The following is a 14,985-nucleotide window of genomic DNA, read 5'->3' as shown; positions in this document are numbered from 1 at the left end:
TGGAATTGCACACCTCACATACACAGCTAGGTGCGCTGCCCATCTTTGGTTAGGTGGGGTTTATGGAGCGCTTACTATCTTTTAGAAGGTGGGGTTCATGGATCGCACTCTCTATAACGCTAAACAGCCTTTTCTCTGCGAATGCGGCGCACGTTATCTTCTCAGGGAGAATGTCGTTGCCAATGCGCTCGACCATGCCGAGTCGGTAGGCGGTGATGCTGGCTTCGACCGTGCCGCTAGGATGAACGTGTTCTCCGAGTTGTACGTGATTCTCGGTGCTCTCGATGCCCCCGAGGCTGTGCTGGACCAGGTATTAGCCGCAGCCGAAGGTGATTTGCTGCCTTACTCCACGTTGCTCCCATTCGAGAAGGAATAGATGGACAGAATCCATTGGTTTGCCGTTTCAAACCCCGAGCAGAAGCGCTTCCCAGAATGGAGGCGCTCGTTTGGTATTAGCGACAACGGCATCGTCTTCGTGCCGGCTGCGATGGCTGGCGATGACTCAGAGTTGAACGTCATGCTCTGCGCGGCTGCCGAAGGCCAAAGCACAGTCGTTCACCTCGATCACCACTTCGTGCCCAGCGGCTGGCTCAAGCGCGAGTTCCCCAAGCACTTCGAGCTGATTGAGATCATCGAGGCCCGTGCACAACTGACGCTGGCGGCAGCTTTTTGAGCAACACGAGGGTTGATAACTGATCAATCTTTTTCTTGGGTAAAGCGATAGAACGTAAGCGTCCGAGCTACACCGTCTTGCAACTCAAGCCTTGATCCTCTTAAACCACTGATTCACGCGCTCGCAGTCAAATGCCGCCGGCTCAAATATTTCACCGTACCAACCCACCATGTCGTCGTGTTCTGGATGCTTGGGGTCTGCCATGGCCTCTAGAAAACCCTCGTAACCCGGCACCCCACCTACATCTTCCGGTGGGCAAGCATTGGCACCTTCAATGCAATACGGCAGTTGAGGGGCTGTGATGGCAGGTAGCCTTTTCTCGACTTTGATTCGGTGATCCCAGCTGTCACCAAAGTCGTAGAGATAGTCAAACGTCTTTTTACCGAACAGCGCTTTGACCAATGTCTTGCGAGCTTCTGGATTCACCGGCGGCCCCCAGCCATCAGAATCGGGAATCCCGTATTTTTCACCTGCTATTTCAAACTCATGCAGATGACTGTCGCTCCAGCCCATCACGACCTGAATCACGTGATGCAGCTTGCCCAAGGTAATGTTTTCAGGGACTACGAAACGACGCCAGATCGTCGGTGTGATCCACTTCAGCTCAATGTGCAACAGCAAGAGATCAGGTGCAGGTTTGGGTAGGCTGACAGTTTTAACCATGGATCAGGCGGCCTCGCAGTGGTCAGTGTGGTTCAAGGAAATATTCCAGGGCAGCAGTTCGCCCACCCGGTTAACGGGATGTTCGGCGATGTGCTCAAGCACGTAGGTCAGATAGGCCTGCGGATTTAACCCGTTTAGCTTGGCAGTACCCACCAGGCTGTAGATCGCCGCCGCTCGTTCCCCTCCCGCATCGGATCCGGCAAACAGGTAATTTTTGCGGTTATGCCGAGCTCGGCATAACCGCAATTATGTTCAGCCCGCGATTATGTTGAGTCGCCTGCGACAGCCCCGCTGTCTGTGGCGACCCAGCTCTGTCAGCTACGCATAATCAAAGCCCCTGCAGGAACTTCAGCAGGGCATCCGTTGGGCGGTAGCGCGTGCGCCGAAGTTCGGGCGGCGCGATTGCGGCGAGGGCCCGTTCCTTCAAGGCCAGATCGGCTTCGACATAGCCGTGGGTCGTCACTGGGCTCTCGTGTCCAAGCCACAGGGCGATAACGGTGAGGTCGACTCCGGCCTGCAGCAGGTGCATGGCAGTCGCATGGCGCCTATGTCGCTGAAGAGATAGGCGCCATACCGCGGCGATGCACCTGCTGGAGGCCGGAGTCGAAATCAACGTCATCCGGGCTTGGCTCGGTCACGTCGGACTGGAAACGACGCACCGTTATGCCGAGATCAATATCCGAACCAAGGAGGCTGCCGTCGCCCTGTGCGTTCCACCCGATCAATCCTCGGCGGCATCCTCCCAATCAGGCGCTTGGCACCGGGACGTCGACTTGCTGAAATGGCTCGATTCCCTGTGATTCTTATGTGCCCCCTCGGCTCGAACGCCCCCGTCACTCGTGGGGCCGCCGAGCCGATGCCACATAATGGCGAAGGGAACATAAGCCGGATTATGTGGCGCGCCACATAATCCGGCATGCCTCGACGCGGCACCCCGCCCAAGGCGCTGAACGCGCGCGTATGGGCGTCGAACAACATCTCGTGGCCCTGGCTCGGATACGCCACCAGCCAGAACGCACGGCTGGCGCAGAGCTTCAGGTGCGCCACCTGCATGCGCCGGTAAATGCCGCCGATCAGCAGGCCTTCCTCGCTCCAGTCAAACTGAAACGCCTCACCCAGCGCAAAGCTCAGCGGCACAAAGGCCTGCAACGCCTTACCCTGTTCCCCGCGCCAGACGCGGATAAACGCGGTGAGCTGGCTGTAGCCACCGTCGTACCCCTCGGCCTTGATCTGCGCCAACAGCGCCTTGGCACTGCGCCGCTGTTGCTTGGGGCGCAGCGAATCGGCCTGCAGCGCCTGCTCCAGCGTGGCGTGATAAGGGCTGAGTTTGTTGAAGATCGCGCGGCGTTGGTAAACCGGCTGCTTCGCCTCGGGTGCTCTGACCCACTTGCGAATCGTGTTGCGCGCCAACCCGGTGCGCTTGGCTATCTCATGCAGCGACAGCTTGTCGCGGAAATACATCCGGCGAATTTTGCCCATCATTTCCATACTGATCACCCTGTGTTCTCCTGCTCAAAAATTGAGCAGAAGCAGTTGAACACCTGGGTCAGTTTTCAGTCGGCAGAACAGCCTCTACTGGGTCAGTTTTCGGTCAGCGGCAACACAAGGGGACGCCAATGTTACCCGGAAGCCCGGGTTTTGGAGGTTTCCAATCGTGCCTTGGCGCAGCGACAGCCCTCGGTCCCCCAGATAGCCATTGATCACCGCCAGCATGCTTGCGGCCAGCTCGTGTTTTTCCAGCAGACGACGGAGCAAAAACTACCCGTAGGTGTAGTTGGCGCAAGCGTCCGATTAGCTCAGGTTTAAGATGTCGAGAGTGAGAGTGGGCGGCTTAACTTTCTCAGTTAGGCATAAAATTACGTCTTAAATCTCGTAGCGACTAATTTAATAAAAATTGGAGAACACCAAATGCTTGAGAAACACAGAGTTCTGGATTCCGCTCCAGAGTACGTAGATAAAAAGAAATATCTCTGGATACTATCAACTTTGTGGCCGGCTACTCCGATGATCGGAATCTGGCTTGCAAATGAAACTGGTTGGGGGATTTTTTATGGGCTGGTATTGCTCGTATGGTACGGCGCACTTCCATTGCTTGATGCGATGTTTGGTGAGGACTTTAATAATCCGCCTGAAGAAGTGGTGCCGAAACTAGAGAAGGAGCGGTACTATCGAGTTTTGACATATCTAACAGTTCCTATGCATTACGCTGCATTAATTGTGTCAGCATGGTGGGTCGGAACTCAGCCAATGTCTTGGCTTGAAATTGGTGCGCTTGCCTTGTCACTGGGTATCGTGAACGGACTAGCGCTCAATACAGGACACGAACTCGGTCACAAGAAGGAGACTTTTGATCGTTGGATGGCCAAAATTGTGTTGGCTGTCGTAGGGTACGGTCACTTCTTTATTGAGCATAATAAGGGTCATCACCGTGATGTCGCTACACCGATGGATCCTGCAACATCCCGGATGGGAGAAAGCATTTATAAGTTTTCAATCCGTGAGATCCCAGGAGCATTTATTCGTGCTTGGGGGCTTGAGGAACAACGCCTTTCGCGCCGTGGCCAAAGCGTTTGGAGTTTCGATAATGAAATCCTCCAACCAATGATCATCACAGTTATTCTTTACGCCGTTCTCCTTGCCTTGTTTGGACCTAAGATGCTGGTGTTCCTGCCGATTCAAATGGCTTTCGGTTGGTGGCAGCTGACCAGTGCGAACTATATTGAACATTACGGCTTGCTCCGTCAAAAAATGGAGGACGGTCGATATGAGCATCAAAAGCCGCACCATTCTTGGAATAGTAATCACATCGTCTCTAATCTAGTGCTGTTCCACCTTCAGCGGCACTCGGATCACCACGCGCATCCAACACGTTCTTATCAGTCACTTCGGGATTTTCCCGGCCTGCCGGCTCTTCCGACGGGTTACCCTGGTGCATTTTTGATGGCGATGATTCCTCAGTGGTTTAGATCAGTTATGGATCCCAAGGTAGTAGATTGGGCTGGTGGTGACCTTAATAAGATCCAAATTGATGATTCGATGCGAGAAACCTATTTGAAAAAATTTGGCACTAGTAGTGCTGGTCATAGTTCGAGTACCTCTGCGGTAGCATCGTAGTTATGTGAGCACGCAGAGCCCGGCGGTCGATATTTACAATAAGTGCTTCAATTTTATGTGCGGCGTTGAAAGCTCTCACAAAGAGTGCACTTCGCTAAAGTGCTGAGGGTTGATTGCCTCTCTGTAATTGCTTTGAAGGCGACCTGCTCCGATAGTTACACTCTGATGAAGTTGTCGGAGCAGCGACTAACGCTGAGTTAATAGGAGAGTGGGAGAATGTCAAGGTACCAGTGTCCAGATTGTCAGTATATCTATGATGAAAATAAGGGGGAGCCGCACGAAGGTTTCCACCCGAACACCAGCTGGAATGATATCCCCAAAGATTGGGCATGCCCGGACTGCGCAGTTCGAGACAAGGTGGACTTTATCTTTCTCGCGGATTCTCCCTCGAAAGAAACACAGCTAGGGGTGAATAGTCAGCTTGCCAACTCGGAAAGTGGTATTTCAGATGCTACTCCAACTGGAATGGCAGTTTTGGCCGCAGAATTAGTGATCCCACTTAATCAAGAAAATAAAAATGAGGGCTGTGCGGCTAAGACTGAAGTTCTTGATCAGGCGAGCACCCCACAGGTTGTAAGAAAATCTTCCACAAGGAAGAAGATGAGAAATAAATAACGCAAATTTGCCGCAACGCAAAATAACAATTTGACATGGTGATGAGTATGGCTAGCTATAAATGCCCGGATTGTAATTATGTTTATGATGAGAGTGCGGGTAATGTGCATGAGGGGTTTTCTCCAGGTACGCCTTGGCACCTTATTCCTGAGGATTGGTGCTGCCCCGATTGCGCCGTTCGAGACAAGCTTGACTTCATGTTAATTGAGAGCGGCGTAGGTGAAAAGGGCGTCACCTCAACCCATACTTCGCCAAATTTATCCGAGGTTAGTGGCACAAGTTTAACTGCTGAAGCAGTGGTTGCGCCGACAAGCTTAGAGAAATTGCCTAGTGCCGACGTTAAAGGCCAAGATCTATATAAAACTCAACCTCCAAGGTCTGATGCCCAAGGCGGGAAAGCATACTTGAAGTGGATATGTATTACTTGTGGCCATATATATGATGAGGCGTTGGGCGATGAGGCCGAGGGTTTTACTCCAGGTACTCGCTTTGAGGATATTCCTGATGACTGGTGCTGTCCGGATTGCGGGGCTACGAAAGAAGACTATGTGCTCTACGAGGAAAAGTGAAGATTAAAACTTCAAGTCATTCTAGGTAATTCAGGACAAAATAAAAATGACCATACCAATTAGCCTAGCCAAGTTAAACTCTAGTGCCGATACCCATTCAGCGCTTGAAGTATTTAATTTGCAGAAAGTTGCAAGTAGTGCGCGTCGTGGTAAATTTGGCATAGCAGAGCGCATCGCTGCTCTTAATTTACTTAAGGAAACTATTCAGCGTCGTGAGCCTGAAATTATTGCTGCACTTGCAGCGGACTTTCGCAAGCCGGCAAGCGAGGTGAAGCTAACAGAAATCTTTCCGGTATTGCAAGAAATTAATCATGCCAAACGGAACCTTAAAGATTGGATGAAGCCACGGCGAGTGAGGGCGGCACTTAGTGTAGCGGGCACGCGGGCAGGACTTCGTTACGAGCCTAAGGGTGTCTGTTTGATAATTGCGCCGTGGAACTATCCATTCAACCTTAGTTTCGGTCCTCTTGTATCTGCGTTAGCGGCAGGAAATAGCGTTGTTATAAAGCCGTCTGAATTGACACCACACACTGCAACACTGATCGGATCTATAGTCAGGGAGGCATTCTCTGTCGACCTAGTCGCTGTGGTGGAGGGTGATGCCGCAGTTTCCCAGGAGCTGTTGGCTCTGCCATTTGACCATATTTTTTTTACTGGTAGTCCTAGGGTCGGCAAGTTAGTGATGGAAGCGGCGTCAAAAACACTCGCTTCGGTTACTTTGGAGTTAGGCGGAAAATCTCCAACCATTATTGGACCAACAGCAAATTTGCCGAAAGCTGCGCGCAACATAGTGTGGGGAAAGTTTTCAAACAACGGCCAGACGTGCATAGCGCCTGATCACGTATTTGTTCATCGGTGTATAGCCCAGAAATTCAATGAAATTCTTGTGAAAGAGATTGTGCGAGTTTATGGGAAGGATTTTGCTGCGCAGCGTAGATCGGCAGACTATTGCAGGATCGTCAATGATCAACATTTCAATCGAATTAATAAACTCCTGACTGACGCGAAAGCTAAAGGTGCAAAAATTCTGCAAGGGGGTCAAGTTGACGCGACTGAGAGGCTTGTGGTGCCAACGGTTTTATCTAACGTCACTGCTGCTATGGATATTAACCATGAGGAAATATTCGGGCCGCTACTTCCTATAATTGAATACGATGATATAGATTCTGTAATTAAGCGTGTGAATGACGGTGACAAGCCCCTGGCGCTGTATGTCTTTTCTGAAGATAAACAATTTGTAAATAACATCGTGGCTCGTACAAGCTCTGGTTCGGTCGGAGTTAATCTGAGTGTCGTGCACTTTTTGCACCCTAATCTCCCATTTGGCGGTGTCAATAATAGTGGTATCGGCAGTGCTCATGGAGTTTACGGGTTCAGGGCGTTTTCTCACGAAAAACCAGTTCTTATAGATAAGTTCTCAATCACGCATTGGTTGTTTCCGCCTTATACCAAGAAGGTGAAGCAGTTGATTGGTATCACAGTTAAGTATTTGAGCTGAGTAATTTTTTCGATAAATCATTACCTCGAGAAGATAAAATGTACGACTATATAATCGTTGGTGCTGGATCTGCAGGATGTGTGCTTGCTAATCGTCTTTCGGCCGACCCCTCTAAAAGAGTTTGTTTACTTGAAGCTGGGCCGCGAGATACGAATCCGCTAATTCATATGCCGTTAGGTATTGCTTTGCTTTCAAATAGTAAAAAGTTGAATTGGGCTTTTCAAACTGCGCCACAGCAAAATCTCAACGGCCGGAGCCTTTTCTGGCCACGAGGAAAAACGTTAGGTGGTTCAAGCTCAATCAACGCAATGGTCTATATCCGAGGGCATGAAGACGATTACCACGCATGGGAGCAGGCGGCCGGCCGCTACTGGGGTTGGTACCGGGCTCTTGAGTTGTTCAAAAGGCTTGAATGCAACCAGCGATTCGATAAGTCCGAGCACCATGGGGTTGACGGAGAATTAGCTGTTAGTGATTTAAAATATATCAATCCGCTTAGCAAAGCATTCGTGCAAGCCGGCATGGAGGCCAATATTAATTTCAACGGAGATTTCAACGGCGAGTACCAGGACGGCGTAGGGTTCTATCAAGTAACCCAAAAAAATGGACAACGCTGGAGCTCGGCGCGTGCATTCTTGCACGGTGTACTTTCCAGACCAAATCTAGACATCATTACTGATGCGCATGCATCAAAAATTCTTTTTGAAGACCGTAAGGCGGTTGGTGTTTCTTATATAAAGAAAAATATGCACCATCAAGTCAAGACAACGAGTGGTGGTGAAGTACTTCTTAGTCTTGGCGCAGTCGGCACGCCTCACCTTCTAATGCTTTCTGGTGTTGGGGCTGCAGCCGAGCTTAAGGAACATGGTGTTTCTCTAGTCCATGATCTTCCTGAGGTGGGGAAAAATCTTCAAGATCATTTGGACATCACATTGATGTGCGCAGCAAATTCGAGAGAGCCGATAGGTGTTGCTCTTTCTTTCATCCCTCGTGGTGTCTCGGGTTTGTTTTCATATGTGTTTAAGCGCGAGGGGTTTCTCACTAGTAACGTGGCAGAGTCGGGTGGTTTTGTAAAAAGTTCTCCTGATCGTGATCGGCCCAATTTGCAGTTTCATTTCCTTCCAACTTATCTTAAAGATCACGGTCGAAAAATAGCGGGTGGTTATGGTTATACGCTACATATATGTGATCTTTTGCCTAAGAGCCGAGGCAGAATTGGCCTAAAAAGCGCCAATCCATTACAGCCGCCTTTAATTGACCCGAACTATCTTAGCGATCATGAAGATATTAAAACCATGATTGCGGGTATTAAGATAGGGCGCGCTATTTTGCAGGCCCCATCGATGGCGAAGCATTTTAAGCATGAAGTAGTACCGGGCCAGGCTGTTAAAACTGATGATGAAATAATCGAAGATATTCGTAGGCGAGCTGAGACTATATACCATCCGGTAGGTACTTGTAGGATGGGTAAAGATCCAGCGTCAGTTGTTGATCCGTGCCTGAAGATCCGTGGGTTGGCAAATATTAGAGTCGTTGATGCGTCAATTATGCCGCACTTGGTCGCGGGTAACACAAACGCTCCAACTATTATGATTGCAGAAAATGCGGCAGAAATAATTATGCGGAATCTTGATGTGGAAGCATTAGAGGCTAGCGCTGAGTTTGCTCGCGAGGGTGCAGAGCTAGAGTTGGCATGATAGCTGTCTGCATGTAAAAAACATGGTCAATAGATGGTTTTTTAATGAACATAAATCATCAATGTGAGGCGACGTGATGTTAGGTCAGATGATGCGTAATCAGTTGGTCATTGGTTCGCTTGTTGAGCATGCTGCACGATATCATGGTGCGAGAGAGGTGGTTTCAGTCGAAACCTCTGGAGAAGTAACAAGAAGTTGTTGGAAAGAAGTGGAGCTTCGTGCTCGTAAGCTCGCTTCTGCATTGGGCAAGATGGGTCTTACGCCTAGTGATCGTTGTGCAACGATTGCATGGAACAATATTCGTCATCTTGAGGTTTACTACGCTGTCTCTGGCGCAGGAATGGTATGCCATACAATCAATCCGAGGCTTTTCATTGAGCAGATCACATATGTGATAAACCATGCGGAGGATAAGGTAGTATTTCTTGATGATACGTTCTTGCCAATCATTGCTGAGATTCGCGGTTCGTTACCAAAAGTCAAGGCGTTTGTCTTGATGGCTCATAATAATTCAAATGCATCTGCTCAAATGCCAGGATTGATTGCATACGAGGATCTAATTGGTCAGGGTGATGATAACTATATATGGCCTGATGTAGATGAAAATGAGGCGTCTAGTCTATGTTACACATCAGGTACTACGGGCAACCCGAAGGGTGTACTTTATTCACACCGCTCGACAGTTTTGCATTCAATGACCACCGCAATGCCAGACACACTAAATTTGTCTGCGCGAGATACCATTTTGCCCGTAGTTCCAATGTTTCATGTAAATGCATGGGGGACTCCATATTCCGCTGCAATGGTTGGTGCGAAGCTAGTTCTTCCTGGTCCGGCTCTTGATGGCGCTAGTTTATCGAAGTTGATTGCTAGCGAAGGAGTTAGCATTGCTCTTGGGGTGCCGGTTGTTTGGCAGGGGTTGTTAGCGGCACAAGCCGGTAATGGTTCTAAAAGCCAAAGCCTCACGCGGGTTGTTGTAGGAGGTTCGGCCTGTCCTGCGTCTATGATTAGAGAATTTAACGATATATATGGTGTTGAAGTTATTCATGCTTGGGGTATGACTGAGCTTTCGCCATTTGGCACGGCAAACACTCCACTCGCGCACCACGTAGATTTATCTCCAGATGAAAAGCTTTCACTGCGCAAAAGCCAAGGGCGCCCGCCTTACGGTGTCGAGTTAAAAATCGTTAATGATGAGGGGATTAGACTACCTGAAGATGGTCGAAGTAAAGGCAACCTAATGGCGCGTGGGCACTGGGTTATTAAAGATTACTTTCATAGCGATCCTGGTTCGACACTCTCAGATGGTTGGTTTTCAACTGGAGACGTGGCTACCATAGATTCGGACGGTTTCATGACAATCTGTGATCGTGCAAAGGACATTATAAAGTCTGGCGGTGAGTGGATCAGTACGGTAGAGCTGGAGAGTATTGCGATTGCGCACCCTCATATTGTTGATGCTGCTGTTATAGCTGCAAGGCACGAAAAATGGGACGAGCGACCTCTCCTCATCGCAGTTAAATCCCCTAATTCGGAATTAACAAGTGGTGAGGTATGTAATTATTTCGCAGATAAGGTGGCTAGATGGCAAATTCCAGATGCCGCTATCTTTGTTGAAGAACTGCCACGCAATGGTACTGGCAAGATTTTGAAGAATCGTTTGCGCGAGAAATATGGTGATATTTTATTGCGCAGTAGTTCTTCTGTCTGTGAATAAGCTTTCTGTATGGGCTTTGACTGATTTTTTAGATATCAGTCTCTGTGACATGTTAGCAGTTCTATTTAAGAATATGTCGACAACAAAACGAGGGTAGCACAATGAGTTTTTCTAATTATAAAGTAATCGCGATGCCGGTGTTGGTTGCTAATTTTGTTTTGGGGGCGGCCACTGCATGGGCGAATGAAAATTATCCGGCGAAATCTGCTGGCTATAATCAGGGTGACTGGGTCGCTAGCTTCAATTTTTCTAAGGTCTATGTGGGTGAGGAGCTTGGCGATCTAAATGTTGGAGGGGGGGCTTTGCCAAATGCTGATGTAAGTATTGGTAATGATACAACACTTACGTTTGATATCGCCTATTTTGTTAGCTCAAATATAGCGGTGGATTTTTTTGTTGGGGTGCCAGCTAGGGCTAAATTTCAAGGTGAGAAATCAATCTCCTCGCTGGGAAGAGTCAGTGAAGTTGATTACGGCCCTGCAATTCTTTCGCTTCAATATCATTACGATAGCTTTGAGCGACTTTATCCATATGTTGGGGTTGGTGTTGGTCGGGTGCTATTTTTTGATAAAACCGACGGTGCTTTGAGTTCGTTTGATATTAAGGATAAATGGGCGCCTGCTTTTCAGGTTGGCCTTAGATATGACCTTGGTAACTCATGGATGCTAAATTCAGATGTGCGTTATATTCCTTTCAAAACGGACGTCACAGGTACTCTTGGCCCGGTTCCTGTTTCTACTAAAATTGAGGTTGATCCTTTCATTCTCAGTCTTGGTGCGTCATATGTTTTCTAAGTAATCAGGTCTGTCACTGTCGCAGCACTCTTTCGATCCATTAGTGTGCCGTCTCACAAATAATGCTCCTCATCCCTGTGAGACCATTGCCTCACGGGCTCGCTGTATCTTGTTCAAAATATCTTCCCCCTTGGCGTTCCAGACGTAGCGAGTCGGCTGCGCATTTCGCAGTGCCAGGAACGTGGTAATCGAGCTTTCCAGTTCGCGAACCGAACTGAAACTGCCATCACGCAGGTACACCGTGATATCGCGAAAGAAGCGTTCAACCATGTTCATCCACGAACTGGAGGTCGGGGTGAAATGCATGTGGAAGCGTTTGTGCTTCTCAAGCCACGCCCTCACTTTGGGATGCTTGTGCGTGGCGTAGTTGTCGACGATCAAATGCAGCTGAAGATGCTTGGGCGTTTCGCGATTGATCTTCTTGAGAAACTCCAGCCATTCCTGATGCCGGTGTTGGCGCTCGATGGAACTGATCAAGCGTCCCTGAAGATAATCCAGCGCAGTGAACAAGGTGACGGTGCCATGGCGGATATAATCGTGCGATTGCGTGCGGATATGACCGATCCCCAAAGGCAGTCCAGGCTGAGTGCGCTCCAAGGCCTGAACCTGGCTTTTTTCATCGCAACAGAGCACCAGTGCCTTATCCGGCGGATCCAGATACAGCCCAATAACGTCCCAGAATTTCTCTTCGAAGTTTGGATCGTTGGACAGTTTGAAGGTACGTGTCAGGTGCGGCTTTATATCGTTGGCGGCCCATATGCGCTGGACGCTGGCCGGCGAGATACCGGCGACTCGCGCCATGCTTCGGCAGCTCCAGCGAGGTTGACCGATACGCGGTTGAGTGACTTGCTCAAGGGTTCGTTTCAATGCTTCGGCCGGCAAGGATGGCTTGCGACCGCGTCCGGGCAGATCCACCAGGCCTTGCAGACGTAGCTCTTGAAAACGCTTGCACCAGCGAGTGACTGAAACAACGGAGAGACCGGTCAACCGGGCAATCTCGTTGCGCGAACAACCTTGAGCCGCCAGTAAAATCACCCGCGCCCGACGACCGTCGCGCTGACGGATAGTGGCCGATCTGATGCGTCGACTCAGTTCAATTTGTTCGTCTTCACTGAGCACGATGTCCTGAGAATTCATGTGATCACTCCAAGTACTGACTGACCACAGAAGCATAGCTCAGGCTAGAAACTTATTTCGGAGGCAGGACATTAGAGAGGGTGCTTTTTTCTTGAAAGCCCCGCTCCGGATCAGCGATATATGGGCCATCCGTGTAAGGCTCCAGATTGCGGAGAGATCCTGGGATCTTGCTCTATTCGACTCGTCCATCGACAGCAAGCTGCGAGCCTGCGACTTAACCAAACTTCGTGTGCGCGACATAGCCCATGGAGAACACGTGTCGCCGCGAGCCATCGTGATGCAGCAGAAAACTGGTCGCGGTAGGGACGGCGGTTACCTGCCGCCCCCCGCACGGATCCGTACGTGCGGAACTACCGCATACGGCTCCTGCCTCGGGTATCGTCATGCTCCGTATAGCCTTCTGCTTCGCTTAACAGCATCGGCATCCCGAATTTGTGATTACGCGGCTCCATGGCTGGCCCATCGGTTTCCCCTGTCAACGCTTTACCCTGAACCTCACGGCGCAACATGCATGACTCGGGGTCTGGTTGATTCGCCATTTATTACCAGTATCGAACTGTCATCGACTACCCTCCGCCAGCTTTAACTGGCGCACTAAGCCCTCCATAATCCGCAACTACCCTGCAAGATTCACAAGCGCTTGAATTCCATGTGCACGAGCAAGTGCCCGGGTTGATTGCCGCAGCAATAATATTATTTAGATAACTACACCAAGGAGTAGTTGAAGGCAGACTAAAGATGAGTCCAGCCGTACCATGTTAGATGTGAGAGTAAATGGCCTGATTTTCCTATGTGGAGAGAAATTAGGTTGCGTGATACTTTGCAGAGACTTCTTGAACAGTGGGAGAACAACAAGATGATTGGCAAAAACCGCCTTCTGTATTATGCTCCAGAATACGTGGATAAAAATAAATATTTTTGAATGCTTTCAACTTGCCATAGCGCTTAGAGGGGTTAATATGAACTGTTCGCTGCGGTGTCGATTTTTTTTGATTCTTGTTATGGCAGGATTTTCTTTTTTTGTTGCGCTATTCGGGATGCGATTAATGCATAAGATGGCTGAATTTGCTTATTTTGAAAGGGAGCATGTTGTTGCCTTGAGCAAGGTGTACTACGAGCTGCATAAAAAAGAAATAAATATAAGTTTTATAGTAGGGCAGGTGCAGAGGGCTCGTAGACAAACTACAGCTGTAAACAGTTTGTGGAAGGGTGATAAAGCTCTTTTAAGATTACTGGGAAAGGGCTTGATTCTTGAGCTGTCTGAAGCTTCAGAAATAAAACTTGGGCTGCTCGAGAGGTATGCAAGTAGCATTTATAAAGATGGATTAAACCCTGGGCATATTGAGGAAATGAAACGACTTGTAAGTTGGCCCTACACGAACTCTAATCGCTTCGGGATTGAAATTGCAGATATTTCCAAACGCGTTAAAGCTTACGTGTATTTTCTTGTTGTATCAATTAATTGTCTCTTTTTTGTTGTTATTTTTCTTCTTATGAAAAAGACTCGCAGTTCAATAGATGAAATAGTTCATGTCATGAATGATATGTCAAGAGGTGATCTTACATATCGCACTATACCGAGCAATGACGAAGTGGGTAAAATGCAGTCTTCAATCATTGCGATGGGGGCTGGGGTAAGCGCCTTGATTGAATCAATAAAACACATACAAGGTGATCTGTTTAATTCAGCGGGCGAGGCTTTAAATATTTCACAAAGCACGTCAAACGATATATGTGACCAAGCAGGTAAGATCGACGAATTTGTCAGTGCGCTATCACAGATTTCTTTCGCTATAACTGAAACTTCAAATGCGGCAAATAAGTCCTCAGCACTATCATCTGAGGGGCGGCAGTTGGCGGTTCATGGTCAAAAAGCTATTGAAACAGCCGTATCATCTATAAATGCCTTGTCACAACGAGTTAATGATTCACATGTGGCTATTAAATGCATTGAAGCTGATATTGCAAAAATAGGTAAAATCATTGAAATTATTGATCAAATCACTGATCAAACAAATCTGCTGGCTTTGAATGCCGCGATTGAGGCTGCACATGCAGGCGAGGCCGGGAAGGGCTTTGCTGTTGTTGCTGATGAAGTTCGAAGCTTAGCTCAACGTACAAATAATTCCACTTATGAAATTCAGGCGATGATTGCTTCTTTAAATAAAGGTATATTTTTTGCTCTTGGTGTCATGGGAGACTGTGTCGTTGAATCAAAAAATAGTGTTAATGCAGCAAGCGAAGCTAGTAGATCAATTGAGAAGATTGTAGATTCAGTATCCCAAGTTATGTTGCAGATTGCACAAGTTGCAACTGCTTCAGAGGAGCAGAGTGCTGTTGTAAAAGACATGCTGGATAATGCAAATATTATTAGAGAAATTGCGGCAGGAGTTGAGTTGGGTAGCAGGAGAATTTCGGAGGTAAATACTCACAGATAGGATCACATACTGTACTAAGATGATCATGGGCCAGTAACCATGGGGGCTACAGCCGCGAGGGATGGCTAGT

Annotated in this window: 14 protein-coding genes and 5 pseudogenes; 13 read left to right on the top strand and 6 right to left on the bottom strand. The window is 48.5% G+C overall.

All coding sequences use genetic code 11. The annotated features are described in order from the left end of the window. Positions 1–97: 97 nt before the first annotated feature. Complete coding sequence (locus tag ACGLHT_RS29300; protein ID WP_274121214.1) at positions 98–376, top strand: hypothetical protein; 279 nt, start codon at positions 98–100, stop codon at positions 374–376. After that, on the top strand, positions 377–673 hold the full coding sequence (locus ACGLHT_RS29295) for a hypothetical protein (protein ID WP_019396668.1): 297 nt from the start codon (positions 377–379) through the stop codon (positions 671–673). Positions 674–757: 84 nt separating this feature from the next. Here the strand turns inward: ACGLHT_RS29295 and ACGLHT_RS29290 are convergent, their stop codons facing one another. From ACGLHT_RS29290 to ACGLHT_RS29280, 3 genes and pseudogenes are all read right to left on the bottom strand, one after another. Beyond that, positions 758–1,336 (bottom strand): plasmid pRiA4b ORF-3 family protein, encoded by a 579-nt coding sequence (locus tag ACGLHT_RS29290; protein ID WP_019396669.1) that lies wholly within the window; start codon positions 1,334–1,336, stop codon positions 758–760. A 3-nt stretch (positions 1,337–1,339) separates the two neighbouring features. After that, a pseudogene (locus ACGLHT_RS29285) lies at positions 1,340–1,555 on the bottom strand (transposase domain-containing protein); the annotation flags it as partial. 109 nt (positions 1,556–1,664) lie between these two features. Next, positions 1,665–1,865, bottom strand: coding sequence for an integrase (locus ACGLHT_RS29280; RefSeq protein WP_025986894.1), 201 nt, complete (start codon positions 1,863–1,865; stop codon positions 1,665–1,667). Positions 1,866–1,917: 52 nt separating this feature from the next. Here ACGLHT_RS29280 and ACGLHT_RS29275 point away from each other — a divergent pair, with 52 nt between their 5' ends. Then, positions 1,918–2,136 (top strand): hypothetical protein, encoded by a 219-nt coding sequence (locus ACGLHT_RS29275; protein ID WP_071533810.1) that lies wholly within the window; start codon positions 1,918–1,920, stop codon positions 2,134–2,136. Between the two features lie 109 nt (positions 2,137–2,245). Here the strand turns inward: ACGLHT_RS29275 and istA are convergent. After that, a pseudogene (istA, locus tag ACGLHT_RS29270) lies at positions 2,246–2,824 on the bottom strand (IS21 family transposase); the annotation flags it as partial. A 162-nt stretch (positions 2,825–2,986) separates the two neighbouring features. Beyond that, positions 2,987–3,085 (bottom strand): annotated as a pseudogene (locus tag ACGLHT_RS29265) (IS5/IS1182 family transposase); the annotation flags it as partial. Positions 3,086–3,244: 159 nt separating this feature from the next. Here ACGLHT_RS29265 and ACGLHT_RS29260 point away from each other — a divergent pair. The 7 genes from ACGLHT_RS29260 (at position 3,245) to alkL (ending at position 11,340) form a co-directional block, all read left to right on the top strand. After that, positions 3,245–4,450 carry an alkane 1-monooxygenase gene (locus tag ACGLHT_RS29260; RefSeq protein ID WP_011920688.1) on the top strand — a complete coding sequence of 402 codons (1,206 nt, stop codon included), beginning with the start codon at positions 3,245–3,247 and terminating at the stop codon, positions 4,448–4,450. 216 nt (positions 4,451–4,666) lie between these two features. Continuing rightward, complete coding sequence (locus tag ACGLHT_RS29255) at positions 4,667–5,065, top strand: rubredoxin (RefSeq protein WP_011920687.1); 399 nt, start codon at positions 4,667–4,669, stop codon at positions 5,063–5,065. Between the two features lie 47 nt (positions 5,066–5,112). After that, positions 5,113–5,634 carry a rubredoxin gene (locus ACGLHT_RS29250; RefSeq protein WP_032489561.1) on the top strand — a complete coding sequence of 174 codons (522 nt, stop codon included), beginning with the start codon at positions 5,113–5,115 and terminating at the stop codon, positions 5,632–5,634. A 46-nt stretch (positions 5,635–5,680) separates the two neighbouring features. Further along, on the top strand, positions 5,681–7,132 hold the full coding sequence (locus ACGLHT_RS29245; RefSeq protein WP_011920685.1) for an aldehyde dehydrogenase family protein: 1,452 nt from the start codon (positions 5,681–5,683) through the stop codon (positions 7,130–7,132). A gap of 38 nt (positions 7,133–7,170) precedes the next feature. Then, on the top strand, positions 7,171–8,829 hold the full coding sequence (locus ACGLHT_RS29240) for a GMC family oxidoreductase (RefSeq protein ID WP_058134801.1): 1,659 nt from the start codon (positions 7,171–7,173) through the stop codon (positions 8,827–8,829). 76 nt (positions 8,830–8,905) lie between these two features. Continuing rightward, positions 8,906–10,546 carry a long-chain fatty acid--CoA ligase gene (locus ACGLHT_RS29235; RefSeq protein WP_058134802.1) on the top strand — a complete coding sequence of 547 codons (1,641 nt, stop codon included), beginning with the start codon at positions 8,906–8,908 and terminating at the stop codon, positions 10,544–10,546. A 101-nt stretch (positions 10,547–10,647) separates the two neighbouring features. Continuing rightward, the gene (gene alkL, locus ACGLHT_RS29230) at positions 10,648–11,340 is read left to right on the top strand and encodes an OmpW family protein AlkL (RefSeq protein ID WP_032489564.1); all 693 of its coding nucleotides are present in this window, start codon (positions 10,648–10,650) and stop codon (positions 11,338–11,340) included. 69 nt (positions 11,341–11,409) lie between these two features. Here the strand turns inward: alkL and ACGLHT_RS29225 are convergent, their stop codons facing one another. Beyond that, entirely contained in the window at positions 11,410–12,477 is a 1,068-nt protein-coding gene (locus tag ACGLHT_RS29225) for an IS630-like element ISPpu1 family transposase (protein ID WP_032489565.1), read from the bottom strand. A 34-nt stretch (positions 12,478–12,511) separates the two neighbouring features. Here ACGLHT_RS29225 and ACGLHT_RS29220 point away from each other — a divergent pair. The 3 genes and pseudogenes from ACGLHT_RS29220 to ACGLHT_RS29210 form a co-directional block, all read left to right on the top strand. Next, positions 12,512–12,775, top strand: a pseudogene (locus ACGLHT_RS29220) (hypothetical protein); the annotation flags it as partial. A gap of 586 nt (positions 12,776–13,361) precedes the next feature. Continuing rightward, positions 13,362–14,093, top strand: a pseudogene (locus ACGLHT_RS29215) (hypothetical protein); the annotation flags it as partial. Further along, complete coding sequence (locus ACGLHT_RS29210; protein WP_394520754.1) at positions 14,079–14,915, top strand: methyl-accepting chemotaxis protein; 837 nt, start codon at positions 14,079–14,081, stop codon at positions 14,913–14,915. The pseudogene ACGLHT_RS29215 and the gene ACGLHT_RS29210, both read left to right, overlap by 15 nt. Positions 14,916–14,985 lie beyond the last annotated feature (70 nt).

Source organism: Pseudomonas sp. PsB (assembly GCF_043658375.1).
In the GTDB taxonomy this organism is placed as follows: Bacteria; Pseudomonadota; Gammaproteobacteria; order Pseudomonadales; family Pseudomonadaceae; genus Aquipseudomonas; species Aquipseudomonas putida_Z.
This window is presented reverse-complemented; position numbering and strand designations above follow the sequence as displayed.

What these genes read in the sequence shown, in the direction of transcription:
- ACGLHT_RS29300 (WP_274121214.1), top strand. Translation starts at nt 98, where the DNA reads ATGGATCGCACTCTCTATAACGCTAAACAGCCTTTTCTCTGCGAATGC.
- ACGLHT_RS29295 (WP_019396668.1), top strand. Translation starts at nt 377, where the DNA reads ATGGACAGAATCCATTGGTTTGCCGTTTCAAACCCCGAGCAGAAGCGC.
- ACGLHT_RS29290 (WP_019396669.1), bottom strand. Translation starts at nt 1,336, where the DNA reads ATGGTTAAAACTGTCAGCCTACCCAAACCTGCACCTGATCTCTTGCTG.
- ACGLHT_RS29280 (WP_025986894.1), bottom strand. Translation starts at nt 1,865, where the DNA reads ATGCACCTGCTGCAGGCCGGAGTCGACCTCACCGTTATCGCCCTGTGG.
- ACGLHT_RS29275 (WP_071533810.1), top strand. Translation starts at nt 1,918, where the DNA reads ATGCACCTGCTGGAGGCCGGAGTCGAAATCAACGTCATCCGGGCTTGG.
- ACGLHT_RS29260 (WP_011920688.1), top strand. Translation starts at nt 3,245, where the DNA reads ATGCTTGAGAAACACAGAGTTCTGGATTCCGCTCCAGAGTACGTAGAT.
- ACGLHT_RS29255 (WP_011920687.1), top strand. Translation starts at nt 4,667, where the DNA reads ATGTCAAGGTACCAGTGTCCAGATTGTCAGTATATCTATGATGAAAAT.
- ACGLHT_RS29250 (WP_032489561.1), top strand. Translation starts at nt 5,113, where the DNA reads ATGGCTAGCTATAAATGCCCGGATTGTAATTATGTTTATGATGAGAGT.
- ACGLHT_RS29245 (WP_011920685.1), top strand. Translation starts at nt 5,681, where the DNA reads ATGACCATACCAATTAGCCTAGCCAAGTTAAACTCTAGTGCCGATACC.
- ACGLHT_RS29240 (WP_058134801.1), top strand. Translation starts at nt 7,171, where the DNA reads ATGTACGACTATATAATCGTTGGTGCTGGATCTGCAGGATGTGTGCTT.
- ACGLHT_RS29235 (WP_058134802.1), top strand. Translation starts at nt 8,906, where the DNA reads ATGTTAGGTCAGATGATGCGTAATCAGTTGGTCATTGGTTCGCTTGTT.
- alkL (WP_032489564.1), top strand. Translation starts at nt 10,648, where the DNA reads ATGAGTTTTTCTAATTATAAAGTAATCGCGATGCCGGTGTTGGTTGCT.
- ACGLHT_RS29225 (WP_032489565.1), bottom strand. Translation starts at nt 12,477, where the DNA reads ATGAATTCTCAGGACATCGTGCTCAGTGAAGACGAACAAATTGAACTG.
- ACGLHT_RS29210 (WP_394520754.1), top strand. Translation starts at nt 14,079, where the DNA reads ATGCAGTCTTCAATCATTGCGATGGGGGCTGGGGTAAGCGCCTTGATT.